This is a genomic window from Streptomyces sp. TRM49041, assembly GCF_008271805.1.
In the GTDB taxonomy this organism is placed as follows: Bacteria; Actinomycetota; Actinomycetes; order Streptomycetales; family Streptomycetaceae; genus Streptomyces.
Window position 1 is genome coordinate 101,474 of sequence record NZ_VSRY01000152.1, and the last position, 12,184, is coordinate 113,657.

At 72.9% G+C, this 12,184-nt stretch carries 11 protein-coding genes and 1 pseudogene; 7 read left to right on the top strand and 5 right to left on the bottom strand.

What is annotated here, in order from left to right:
* Positions 1-381 precede the first annotated feature (381 nt).
* Positions 382-1,614: a radical SAM family heme chaperone HemW gene (gene hemW, locus FVS66_RS23480; protein WP_149183172.1), complete on the top strand. Its 1,233-nt coding sequence runs from the start codon at positions 382-384 to the stop codon at positions 1,612-1,614.
* 73 nt (positions 1,615-1,687) lie between these two features.
* On the opposite strand, the gene FVS66_RS23485 is transcribed toward hemW, so the two are convergent.
* The gene (locus FVS66_RS23485) at positions 1,688-2,491 is read right to left on the bottom strand and encodes a DUF3097 domain-containing protein (protein WP_149183173.1); all 804 of its coding nucleotides are present in this window, start codon (positions 2,489-2,491) and stop codon (positions 1,688-1,690) included.
* A gap of 128 nt (positions 2,492-2,619) precedes the next feature.
* On the bottom strand, positions 2,620-3,357 hold the full coding sequence (locus FVS66_RS23490) for an MBL fold metallo-hydrolase (protein ID WP_149183174.1): 738 nt from the start codon (positions 3,355-3,357) through the stop codon (positions 2,620-2,622).
* A gap of 215 nt (positions 3,358-3,572) precedes the next feature.
* Here FVS66_RS23490 and hrcA point away from each other — a divergent pair, with 215 nt between their 5' ends.
* From hrcA to FVS66_RS23520, 6 genes are all read left to right on the top strand, one after another.
* Entirely contained in the window at positions 3,573-4,589 is a 1,017-nt protein-coding gene (gene hrcA, locus FVS66_RS23495) for a heat-inducible transcriptional repressor HrcA (protein ID WP_149183175.1), read from the top strand.
* Entirely contained in the window at positions 4,590-5,732 is a 1,143-nt protein-coding gene (gene dnaJ, locus FVS66_RS23500) for a molecular chaperone DnaJ (RefSeq protein WP_149183176.1), read from the top strand. It abuts the gene before it with no gap.
* 119 nt (positions 5,733-5,851) lie between these two features.
* Positions 5,852-6,925: a nitronate monooxygenase gene (locus tag FVS66_RS23505; protein WP_149183177.1), complete on the top strand. Its 1,074-nt coding sequence runs from the start codon at positions 5,852-5,854 to the stop codon at positions 6,923-6,925.
* Complete coding sequence (locus FVS66_RS23510) at positions 6,922-7,665, top strand: 16S rRNA (uracil(1498)-N(3))-methyltransferase (RefSeq protein WP_149183178.1); 744 nt, start codon at positions 6,922-6,924, stop codon at positions 7,663-7,665. The genes FVS66_RS23505 and FVS66_RS23510 overlap by 4 nt, the downstream gene beginning before the upstream one ends.
* Before the next feature lie 226 nt (positions 7,666-7,891).
* On the top strand, positions 7,892-8,251 hold the full coding sequence (locus tag FVS66_RS23515; RefSeq protein WP_149183179.1) for a histidine triad nucleotide-binding protein: 360 nt from the start codon (positions 7,892-7,894) through the stop codon (positions 8,249-8,251).
* 5 nt (positions 8,252-8,256) lie between these two features.
* Positions 8,257-9,162, top strand: coding sequence for a ribonuclease Z (locus tag FVS66_RS23520; RefSeq protein ID WP_149183180.1), 906 nt, complete (start codon positions 8,257-8,259; stop codon positions 9,160-9,162).
* A 19-nt stretch (positions 9,163-9,181) separates the two neighbouring features.
* Here the strand turns inward: FVS66_RS23520 and FVS66_RS23525 are convergent.
* The 3 genes and pseudogenes from FVS66_RS23525 to FVS66_RS23535 all read right to left on the bottom strand — a co-directional run.
* Positions 9,182-9,396, bottom strand: a pseudogene (locus tag FVS66_RS23525) (IS5/IS1182 family transposase); the annotation flags it as partial.
* A gap of 77 nt (positions 9,397-9,473) precedes the next feature.
* Positions 9,474-9,893, bottom strand: a complete 420-nt coding sequence (locus FVS66_RS23530; protein ID WP_149183181.1) for a roadblock/LC7 domain-containing protein — start codon at positions 9,891-9,893, stop codon at positions 9,474-9,476.
* A complete protein-coding gene (locus FVS66_RS23535) occupies positions 9,890-11,872 on the bottom strand; it encodes a nitrate- and nitrite sensing domain-containing protein (RefSeq protein WP_262387163.1) in 1,983 nt (660 codons plus the stop codon). Before FVS66_RS23535 ends, FVS66_RS23530 begins: the two co-directional genes overlap by 4 nt.
* Positions 11,873-12,184: the final 312 nt, after the last annotated feature.

Sequence of the window (12,184 nt, forward strand, 5' to 3'; positions counted from 1 at the left end):
CGCCCAGCGCGTCCCCTCGCCCCCAGGAGGCTTTCGTGCGCCCCGCCCCGCCCCGGAAACCCGCCCCGCCCCGGAAACCCGCCACGGGGCCGTCGGGCCCGGGACGGGCCCCGGACGCCGGGACGGGCCCCGGACGCCGGGACGGGCCCCGGACGCCGCCGCACGGTACGGATCCGCCCGGCACCCCACGCAGGGGCGGCGCCACACGCACGGCCGGACCCCGGCGGCCCGGCCCGGCCTCCGGAGGCTCCCCGCACCCACGTCGCGGCCGCCCGGCCCCCACGCCGGGCGGCCACCGCGTCGTGCCCGCCACTCCGCGACGGGCAGGTGGGGCGCCCGGGCCGGCCCGGCTTCTGCCGCGGGTGACGGACAATGGGGCTCATGCCTTCCGTACTGCCCGATGGTGAGCCCATGCCCGAGGACGGCGCGCTGCCCGCGTCCGCCCTGCTCGGGAGCGAGGCGCGGCCGCTCGGGTTCTATCTGCACGTGCCGTACTGCGCGACCCGCTGCGGCTACTGCGACTTCAACACGTACACCGCCACCGAGCTGCGCGGTTCCGGCGGGGTGCTCGCCTCGCGGGACAACTACGCCGCGACGCTCACCGACGAGGTGCGGCTCGCCCGCAAGGTCCTCGGGGACGACCCCAGGCCCGTGCGGACCGTCTTCGTCGGCGGGGGGACGCCCACGCTGCTCGCCGCCGACGATCTCGTACGCATGCTGGGCGCCGTCCGGGACGAGTTCGGGCTCGCCGACGACGCGGAGATCACCACCGAGGCCAACCCCGAGTCCGTCGACCCGGCCTACCTGGCCGCGCTCCGCGAGGGCGGGTTCAACCGGATCTCCTTCGGCATGCAGAGCGCCCGGCAGCACGTCCTGAAGGTCCTCGACCGCACCCACACCCCCGGCCGCCCCGAGGCATGCGTCGCCGAGGCGCGGGCCGCCGGGTTCGAACACGTCAACCTGGACCTCATCTACGGCACCCCCGGTGAGAGTGACGACGACTGGCGGGCCTCCCTCGACGCCGCGATCGGCGCGGGCCCCGACCATGTCTCCGCGTACGCGCTGATCGTCGAGGAGGGCACCCGGCTGGCCCGCCGTATCCGGCGCGGCGAGGTGCCGATGACCGACGACGACGTGCACGCCGACCGGTACCTGATCGCCGACTCGGCCCTCGCCGACGCCGGGTTCCACTGGTACGAGGTGTCCAACTGGGCCACCTCCGAGGCGGGCCGGTGCCTGCACAACGAGCTGTACTGGCGCGGCGCCGACTGGTGGGGCGCCGGGCCCGGCGCGCACAGCCATGTCGGCGGGGTGCGCTGGTGGAACGTGAAGCATCCCGGCGCCTACGCCGCCGCCCTCGCGGAGGGGCGGTCGCCGGGGGCGGGGCGTGAGGTGCTGTCCGAGGAGGACCGGCGGGTCGAGCGGGTGCTGCTGGAGCTCCGGCTCCGGGACGGCTGCGAGCTGTCGCTGCTGAAGCCCGCGGGGCTGGCCGCCGCCGAGAGGGCGGTAAGGGACGGGCTCCTGGAAGCCGCCCCTTACGGCGAGGGGCGCGCCGTCCTGACGCTGCGGGGGCGGCTCCTCGCGGACGCGGTGGTGCGGGACCTGGTCGACTGACGGCGTCCCGGGGGTGCGCAGGGGGGACGGGTGTTCAGCGCGCCGGCACGATCGCCCACAGCCGCGTGCGCCTCTACGAAGGCTCGGTCACATGGTCGATGAGCCGCTCCACCGCCCCCAGCAGGGCCGGCTCCAGGTCCTTGTACGAGTGCACCCGGCCCAGGATCCGCTGCCAGGCGGCGCCCGTGTTCTCGGGCCAGCCCAGGGACCGGCACACTCCCGTCTTCCAGTCCTGGCCGTGCGGCACCGCCGGCCAGGCCGGGATGCCCAGCGCGGACGGCTTCACCGCCTGCCAGACGTCCACGTACGGGTGCCCGACCACCAGGACGTGCGGGTCCGTGACCGACGCGGCGATCCGGGACTCCTTCGACCCCGGCACCAGGTGGTCCACCAGGACCCCCAGCCGGGCGTCAGGGCCCGGTCGGAAGTCGCGCACGATCGACGGGAGGTCGTCGACGCCCTCCAGGTACTCCACGACCACGCCCTCGACGCGCAGGTCGTCGCCCCACACCCGCTCCACCAGTTCGGCGTCGTGGCGGCCCTCCACATAGATACGTCCCGCCCGGGCGACGCGCGCCCGCGCCCCCGGCACCGCGATCGAGCCGGAGGCCGTACGGGACGGCCGTACGGGCGTGCTCACCGGCCGGACCAGGGTGACCGTACGGCCCTCCAGCAGGAAGCCGCGCGGTGCCAGCGGGAACACCCGGTGCCTGCCGAACCGGTCCTCCAGCGTCACCGTGCCCGCCTCGCACCGGATCACCGCCCCGCAGAACCCGGTGCCGGCCTCCTCCACCACCAGATCCGGCTCGGCGGGCACCTCCGGCACGGGGGCGGACTTCTTCCAGGGCGGCGTGAGATCGGGGTCGTAGCTGCGCATGGCTCTTTCGTTCCGGGTGCGTGGCGGGGCGGGCGGCGCTCTGCCGGGGGGCCGGGTTCCCGGGGGCCCGGGCTCCCCGGCAGGCGGACGCAAGCGCGTACGGGCAAGACGCTACGACACGGCCCGCGCTACGCCACACCGAACCGCCGCGCCAGCGCCTCCCGTTGGGCGCGCACGTATGCCGCGTCCACCACCGCCCCGTGTCCCGGCACGTACACCGCGTCCTCGCCGCCCAGCTCCAGCAGCCGGTCCAGCGCGGCAGGCCAGCGGGACGGGATCGCGTCCGGGCCCGCCTGGGGCTCGCCGGACTCCTCCACCAGGTCCCCGCAGAAGACCACCTCGGGCGGCCCGTCCCCCGCCACCCCCGGGACCAGCAGCGCGAGGTCGTGGCCCGTGTGCCCGGGGCCCACGTTCGCCAGCAGGACCCGCCGCCCGCCCAGGTCGAGCGTCCACTCGCCGCACACCAGATGGTGCGGGTGCACCAGTACGTCCACGGCCTCGCCCGCCTCGTCCTCGGGGACGCCCTCCCGTACCGCGTCCGCCCGCATCACGTCCCGGTCCCGCATCAGCACCTCGTCCACACCCACCGCCCCGAACACCTGCGCGCCCGCGAACGCCGCGGCCCCCAGGACATGGTCGAAGTGCGGGTGGCTCAGTGCGATGTGCGTCACGCGCCGTCCGCTCAGCAGCGTCTGGGCCTGGGCGCGCAGCTCCGCGCCCTCACGCAGGGTGGAACCCGCGTCGAACAGCAGGGCGGCGTCGTCACCGACGACCAGCCCGACGGTGGCGTCCCACCCGGGGAGTCGCCGCCGGCCCACCCCCGCCCCGAGCCGCTCCCACCCGAACTCTTCCCAACCGGCGTCCATACAGCGACGCTATCCGCAACGCCCCCGACCGGCGCGCGGTACGGTGATCGGCCGCCGCCGAGTCGTCCGGCGCCATCGCCCGGAGAGGAAGCCCACGTGGTCTCCCTTGCCAGGCAATGACCTGGGCGCCGTACACTGGCCGCGGGGATGATTGGCACTCGGACGCGGTGAGTGCCAGCAGACGTCAGCAGACCGGAGCCAGCTGGAGGTGCGCAGTGCTCAGTGAACGCAGACTCGAGGTGCTGCGCGCCATCGTCCAGGACTATGTCGGCACGGAGGAGCCCGTCGGCTCCAAGGCGCTCACCGAGCGTCATCGGCTGGGCGTCTCGCCGGCCACCGTGCGCAACGACATGGCGGTGCTGGAGGAGGAGGGGTTCATCGCCCAGCCCCACACCAGTGCCGGCCGCATCCCCACGGACAAGGGCTACCGCCTCTTCGTCGACAAGCTCGCCGGAGTCAAGCCGCTGTCGTCGCCGGAGCGCCGGGCCATCCAGAACTTCCTGGAGGGCGCCGTCGACCTGGACGACGTCGTGGGCCGTACGGTCCGGCTGCTGGCACAGTTGACCCGCCAGGTCGCGGTCGTGCAGTACCCGTCGCTGACGCGGTCGACCGTGCGCCACGTGGAGCTGCTGTCGATGGCCCCTGCCCGGCTGATGCTCGTCCTGATCACGGACACCGGGCGGGTGGAGCAGCGCATGGTCGACTGCCCCGCCCCGTTCGGTGAGACATCCGTCGCCGATCTGCGCGCCCGGCTGAACAGCCGGGTCGTCGGGCGGCGCTTCACCGATGTGCCGCAGCTGGTGCAGGACCTTCCCGACTCCTTCGAGTCGGAGGACCGCGGGACGGTCTCCACCGTGCTCGCCACCCTGCTGGAGACGCTGGTGGAGGAGACCGAGGAGCGCCTGGTGATCGGCGGTACCGCCAATCTCACGCGCTTCGGACATGACTTCCCCCTCACCATCCGGCCGGTGCTGGAGGCGCTTGAGGAGCAGGTCGTGCTCCTCAAGCTGCTCGGTGAGGCGACGGATCCGGCCATGACCGTGCGAATCGGCCACGAGAACGCCCATGAAGGGCTGAACTCCACGTCCGTCGTCGCGGTGGGCTACGGTTCGGGCGACGAGGCGGTCGCCAAACTCGGCGTGGTCGGACCGACCCGCATGGACTACCCCGGAACGATGGGAGCGGTACGCGCAGTGGCACGTTACGTCGGACAGATCCTGGCGGAGTCGTAGGTGGCCACGGACTACTACGCCGTACTCGGCGTGCGCCGCGACGCGTCCCAGGACGAGATCAAGAAGGCATTCCGGCGGCTCGCGCGCGAGCTGCACCCGGATGTCAACCCCGATCCGAAGACGCAGGAGCGCTTCAAGGAGATCAACGCCGCCTACGAGGTGTTGTCCGACCCGCAGAAGAAGCAGGTCTACGACCTGGGTGGCGACCCGATGTCGTCGTCCGGCGGGGCCGGAGCGGGCGCGGGCGGCTTCGGCGCGGGCGGCTTCGGGAACTTCTCCGACATCATGGACGCCTTCTTCGGTACGGCGTCCCAGCGCGGGCCCCGGTCGCGGACGCGGCGCGGCCAGGACGCGATGATCCGGCTGGAGGTCGAGCTCGACGAGTCGGCCTTCGGCACGACGAAGGACATCCAGGTCGACACGGCCGTCGTCTGCACGACGTGTTCCGGCGAGGGCGCCGCGCCCGGTACGTCGGCGCAGACCTGCGACATGTGCCGTGGCCGCGGTGAGGTGTCGCAGGTGACGCGGTCCTTCCTCGGCCAGGTCATGACGTCCCGGCCTTGCCCCCAGTGCCAGGGCTTCGGCACGGTCGTGCCGACCCCGTGCCCGGAGTGCGCGGGCGACGGGCGGGTGCGGTCCCGGCGCACGCTCACGGTCAAGATCCCGGCCGGTGTCGACAACGGCACGCGCATCCAGCTGGCCGGCGAGGGCGAGGTAGGACCCGGCGGCGGTCCGGCGGGTGATCTGTACGTCGAGATCCACGAGCTGCCGCACCCGGTGTTCCAGCGGCGCGGCGACGATCTGCACTGCACGGTGACGATCCCCATGACGGCGGGCGCGCTCGGCACGAAGGTGCCGCTGGAGACGCTCGACGGCGTGGAGGAGGTCGACATCCGCCCGGGCACACAGTCCGGCCAGTCCATCCCGCTGCACGGGCGTGGCGTCACGCATCTGCGGGGCGGCGGGCGCGGTGACCTCATCGTGCATGTCGAGGTCCAGACGCCCTCGAAGCTGGACGCGGAGCAGGAGCGGCTGCTGCGGGAGCTGGCGAAGCTCCGTGGCGAGGAGCGCCCGACGGGCCAGTTCGCCCCGGGGCAGCAGGGTCTCTTCTCCCGTCTGAAGGACGCGTTCAACGGGCGTTAGCCCCTGGCGGGGGCGTGCGACGGGGCGTGTCCGCGCCGTCGGCACGCCCCGCCCCGGCCTCATGGAGTGAGCGGAAGCGGGGGTTCGGCGGCGGGGCGGGGGCGTGACACCATGCGTGCATGTCCTCCGCGCTGACCGATCTCTGCCGTTACCCGATCGTGCAGGCCCCCATGGCCGGCGGCGCCTCCTGTCCGCAGCTCGCCGCCGCCGTGTCCGAGGCCGGGGGCCTGGGGTTCCTCGCGGCCGGGTACAAGACGGCCGACGGCATGTACCAGGAGATCAAACAGGTCCGCGGGCTCACCGCGCGGCCCTACGGCGTCAACCTGTTCATGCCGCAGCCAGGCCAGGCCGACCTCGCCGCCGTCGAGGTGTACCGGCAGCAGCTCGCCGGTGAGGCCGACTGGTACGACACCCCGCTCGGCGACCCCGAGACGGGCCGGGACGACGGGTACGACGCCAAGCTGGCCATCCTGCTGGACGACCCGGTGCCGGCCGTGTCGTTCACATTCGGCTGCCCGACACGCGACATTCTGGCCGCCTTCGCGCGCGTGGGCACCCGTACGGTCGTGACCGTCACCAGCCCCGAGGAGGCCACGGCCGCCGAACGCGCGGGCGCCGACGCCGTGTGCGTCCAGGGCGTCGAGGCGGGCGGCCACCAGGGCACCCACCGGGACGACCCGGAGACCGCCGGGGCCGGCATCGGCCTGCTGGCGCTGATCACCCAGGTGCGTGCGGCCGTGCGGCTGCCGATCGTCGCCGCGGGCGGACTGATGCGGGGCAGCCAGATCGCCGCCGTCCTCGCGACGGGCGCCGAGGCCGCGCAGCTGGGCACCGCGTTCCTCGTGTGCCCCGAGTCCGGCGCGCACGCCCTGCACAAGCGCGCCATGACGGACCCGCTCTTCACCCGCACCGAGCTGACCCGGGCGTTCTCCGGGCGGCCCGCCCGGGGTCTGGTCAACCGGTTCATGCGGGAGCACGGGCCGTACGCCCCGGCCGCGTACCCCGAGGTGCACCATCTGACCAGCGGGCTGCGCAAGGCCGCCGCCAAGGCCGGCGACCCGCAGGGCATGGCCCTGTGGGCGGGCCAGGGCCATCGCATGGCCCGCGAGCTGCCCGCCGGGCAACTCGTCGAACTGCTCCAGTCCGAACTCCGGTCGGCCGTCGCCGCGCTGGCCCTGGGAGGTGTCTCATGACCGCCCCCGTCTTCGTCGTCGACGACCTGACGGCCGCCGCGCCCGGCGGAACCATCACCCTGGACGGGCCCGAGGGCCGCCACGCGGTGTCGGTACGCCGTCTGCGCGTCGGCGAGGACGTCGTGCTCACCGACGGCGCCGGGCGGGGCGCGTACGGCTCGGTCGCCGCCGTCGAGGGCAAGGACCGGCTCGACGTGGCGGTCGCGGAGGTGCGGGAGGAGCCCGCGCCCACGCCCCGTATCACCGTCGTGCAGGCCCTCCCCAAGGGCGACCGGGGCGAACTGGCCGTCGAGACGATGACCGAGACCGGGGTCGACGCGGTCGTGCCGTGGGCGGCGGCTCGCTGCATCACCCAGTGGAAGGGCGAGCGCGGGCTGAAGGCCCTTGGCAAGTGGCGGGCCACCGCGCGCGAGGCGGGCAAGCAGTCCCGGAGGCTCCGCTTCCCGGAGATCGCGGAGGCGGCCACGACCAAGCAGGTCGCCCGGCTGCTGGCCGAGGCCGACTTCGCGGCGGTCCTGCACGAGGAGGGGGCGGAGCCGCTGGCCTCCGCCGCGCTGCCGGTGACCGGTGACATCGTGCTGGTCGTCGGGCCCGAGGGAGGCGTGTCGCCGGACGAGCTGGCCGCCTTCGCGGAGGCGGGCGCGAAGCCGTACCGGCTGGGCCGGAGCGTCCTGCGCACCTCCACGGCGGGTACGGCGGCCACCGCGCTGCTCCTGGGCCGCACGGGTCGCTGGTCCTGACGCCCGGTCACCGCCACCGTCACCGTCACCGTCACCGTCACCGTCACCGTCACCGTCACCGTCACCGTCACCGTCACCGTCACCGTCACCGCCACCGCCACCGCCACCGCCACCGTCACCGTCACCGTCACCGTCGACGTGGGCGCGTGCTCGTCTCGGGGCGGTGGTCCGGGCGGCGATAGGGTACGGACGTATCTGTCGTCCGAGCCGAGAGAGGGCCGCCAGCATGGCCGGAGAGCCGCAGAGCGACTGCCTGTTCTGCAAGATCGTGGTGGGGGACGTGCCCGCGACGATCGTCCGCGAGACCGCGACGACCGTCGCCTTCCGCGACATCAACCCGCAGGCGCCCACCCATGTGCTGGTCATCCCCAAGGCCCACCACACCGACGCCGCCGCGCTCGCCACCGAGGCCCCCGAGCTCGCCGCCGACGTGCTGCGCGCCGCGGGCGAGGTCGCCGCGCAGGAGAAGATCGACGAAGCCGGCTACCGCGTCGTCTTCAACACCGGCGCCGGGGCCGGCCAGACCGTCTTCCACGCGCACGCCCACGTCCTCGGCGGGCGCGGCCTCGAATGGCCCCCCGGATAACCACGATGTCCGTACGAGAACTCGTCGTGCTGGGCACCGCGAGCCAGGTCCCCACGCGCCACCGCAACCACAACGGCTACCTGCTCCGCTGGGACGGCGAGGGCCTGCTCTTCGACCCCGGCGAGGGCACCCAGCGCCAGATGCTGCGCGCCGGCGTGGCCGCCCACGACATCGACCGGATCTGCGTCACGCACTTCCACGGCGACCACTCCCTGGGCCTCGCCGGGGTCATCCAGCGCATCAACCTCGACGCGGTGCCACACCCGGTCACCGCGCACTATCCGGCCTCCGGGCAGCGGTTCTTCGAGCGGCTGCGGTACGCCACCGCCTACCGAGAGCGCGCCGACATCGTCGAGGCGCCGGTCGCCGTCGACGGGCCGGTCGCGGAGACGCCCGGGTACACCCTGGAGGCGCGCCGCCTGTCGCACCCCGTCGAGTCGTTCGGCTACCGGCTGACCGAGCCCGACGGGCGCCGCATGCTGCCCGAGAAGCTCGCCGCGCACGGCGTCAAGGGCCCCGACGTGGGCCTCCTCCAGCGCGAGGGCACCCTGCGCGGGGTGCGGCTGGAGGACGTCAGCGAGGTACGGCGTGGTCAGCGCTTCGCGTTCGTCATGGACACCCGCCTCTGCGACGGGGTGCACGCCCTCGCGGAGGACTGCGACCTGCTCGTCATCGAGTCGACGTTCCTCGACGAGGACGCCGATCTCGCCGTGGAGCACGGGCACCTGACGGCAGGACAGGCCGCGCGCGCCGCCCGCGACGCGGGGGTCGGGCACCTTGTCCTGACGCACTTCTCGCAGCGCTACCACGACCCCGCCGTCTTCGAACAGCAGGCACGCGCGGCCGGGTTCGACGGCGAGCTGACCGTCGCCCGGGACCTCGTCCGGGTCCCCCTCCCCAAGCGCTCCTAGTGCCTGCGCGATGTCGTGATCAACAGGCTGCCTGCAAGAGATCTCCGACCCAGATCATCGAGGCGCGGAGTTCGAGGTCGGCGAGGTAGCTCTCGGGCGTCTTGTCGAAGCGTGTGGCGATGCCGCGCCAGTGCTTCAGCCGGTTTATCAGTCGCTCGACGGTGTTGCGGTCACGGTGAAGACCGGCGTCGAAAGTGAGGGACGGCCGCCCCGGCTGCCCTTCTTCTTGCGGTGCCGGTCGCCGCGGGGACGAGGCAATGATCTTCGCCTGTTGTGAGGACGGAGACGCAGGTAGCCGGAGCGGGCCGTGACTATCCCGCAGTCAGGGACGTGGAGTTGAGCTCGCGTATCAACTGCGGGGTGAGCAGTTCGCCGGCGCGGTCGGCGAGGACGGCCATTTCGTAGCCGACCAGGCCGACGTCGCATCCCTCGGCGGCGAGGACGCCGAGGCAGCTGCCGTCGCGGATGCGACCGACCATGAGGAAGCCCCCGAGCATCTCGATCATGACGAGCTTCATGCCGTGGAGGCCGTGTGTCGTCGCCGCGTTCTGGGCGAGGCTGGTGATGCCGGAGACGATGGCGGCGAGGTGGTCGGCACGATCTCGGCCGAGGCCGCCCGAGGCGGCCATGAGGAGGCCGTCGGAGGACACGGCGACGGCGTCGACGACGCCGTCGGTGGTGCGTACGAACTCCGAGATGAGCCAGCCGAAACTCTGAACGGCGGTGGTCACGATGACACTCCTTGTGTGCTTCTGGCCTCGGCACGGGCGACACCTGCTCGGAAACCGTTGAGCAGGGAGGAGACAGCGGGCCTGGCGGGTGGGGGTGTGGCGGAGCTGTCCTGCGCGGGGACGAGCAGGCGCCCGGGAAGGACAAGGAGCGCGGACAAGCCGCCGCCGGGGGTGTCGAAGAGCTGGACCTGCGCGCCTTCACCGAGGCGGTGGACGAGTCGGCCCACGACGAGGTGGCCGAGGAATCGGGTGGGCGCGGCGAGAAGCGCTTCCTCGCCGGAGTCGGAGAGGCGGGCGCCCGCACGTTCCTTGTCGGCTTCGGACATGCCGATGCCGTGGTCGACGACAGCGAAGCAGCACGTGTCGTCGTCGGTGTCGTACCAGCCGTGCACTTCGACCGGTTCGGTCGGTGGTGAGAAATTCAGCCCGTTCTCGATGAGTTCGGCGAGGAGGTGTGCGACATCCGCGACGGCGTGCCCGCGCAGCCGCACCGGCTCCACGGTCGCGATCAGGACACGCCGGTACTGCTCCACCTCGGCGACGGCGGACTGGACGATCTCCAGGCCGTCGGCGGGTGCCGCCGTGGGCCGCGGCGGATTCTGCCCGGCGAGGACCAGCAGGCTTTCGGCGTTGCGCCGCATGCGGGTGGCGAGGTGGTCGAGCTCGAAGAGCTCGGCGAGGGCATCCGGGTCGAGTTCCTGCCGTTCCAGTCGGGTGATGAGGCTGAGCTGGCGACGCACGAGGCTCTGGTTGCGGCGGCCGAGATTGGCGAGTGATTCTGTGGTGTTGCGGCGCAGGCCGGCCTGCTGGGCAGCCAGGTGGAGGGCGGTGTGTTCCACCTTGTGAAGGGACGCCGCGACCTCGGCGATCTCCGCCGTGCCACCCGACAACCGCGCCTCGGGGCTGTCCGGGACCTCGGCCGACGGCAGGAACTCCCCGTGGTCCTCGGAGGACTGCTGGATACGGACGACGGTTGCCGGCAGCCGGTGCCGCGCCACGTCATGGGCGGCCTCGGCGAGTGCGCGGAGCGGGCGCGTGAGGGAACGCGAGGCAAAGGCGGCGAGGCCCGCGACGAGGGCGGCCATGAGCGTTCCCGCGACGAGGTAGGCGGCGAGGCCCAGCTCCGCGTTGTGACTGAGCCGGTCGGCCCGGTCCCGTACGTCGTCACTGACCGACTGCTGGACGGCGTACAGATCGTCGACGAGTACGGTCATCGCGTCCCACCACTTGCCCGCGTCGGCGCGCAGCACGGAGCCGTCGGCAGCGCCTTCCGCTTGATTCTCGTAGGCGGTGATGCGTTGGGCGTCCTTGGTGCCGAAGGCGTTTTTCAGGGCGGCGCGCTGGGGCGCGGTGGCAACCTGGCGGAATCGGACGAGGGCGGCGACGCGCGTGGCGCGCACCTCGGTGAAGGTGAGGTACTCACGGCCGTGGAAGGCGCCGTCGGCGAACACGCCGTTGAGAAGACCGCGTTCGAGAGCGACGGACTCCTTTGCCGCGGCCAGTTCCCGCAATGCCGCCAGCCCGTCGCGCAGTTGACGGTCGGCGCGCGTCGCGGCCTCCGTCACCGGGTCGACGGCGTTGAGAGCGTCGACAGCAGTGGTGTAGAAGGTGAGGGTGGCGGCCCGGTCTTCGGTGTCTGTGCCGGCGGTTCCCCTGTCAGCGGCGGCGCGGATGGCGGCGAGGCGCCGCAAGTGCCGCTGGACGACATCCTCGACGGCTCGTTCGGGACGCATTCCGCGCAGCGCGGTGTCAACGCGCTTTCGCGTAGCGGCGAGCGGTGTGCGGAAGCTCTCCTCACCGCCCAACAGGCCGTTCGTCAGGCCGCGTTCGCGCTGCAGCTGGTGTACCAGTGCCTGGACCCGCAGGCTGAGGCCGACCTCGGCACGGGTCGTCCGCGCGTCGCCGACGGCCTCGGCGCGGCCGTACACGGCCAGCCCGGCCACCGCCAGCAGCAAGCAGATCGGGACTGTGATGACCACCGCCACACGGCCTCTGATGCTGCGCCAACCAGGCATCGGCCGGTCGCCGGGAGTCGTTCGGCCACCATGGCGGCGCCCTGCACCACCCCTGCCGAAACTGCCGTTGCCGATCGCGCCGAGCCTGCCGGGCAGCGGCCGAAATGGCGTCCACACCCTCATGATTACGAAGTTAGTCCGACTGCCGTGGCGGCCGGTTTCCGACCTGTTAGACCCCGTGGGAACTTCAGTTGCGCCGCCCTCACACCGCAGGCCGGAACAGTGTGACCGCGCAGGACGGGACAGGTGCTCGGCGTCAGCAGGCCCGTCAGCCAC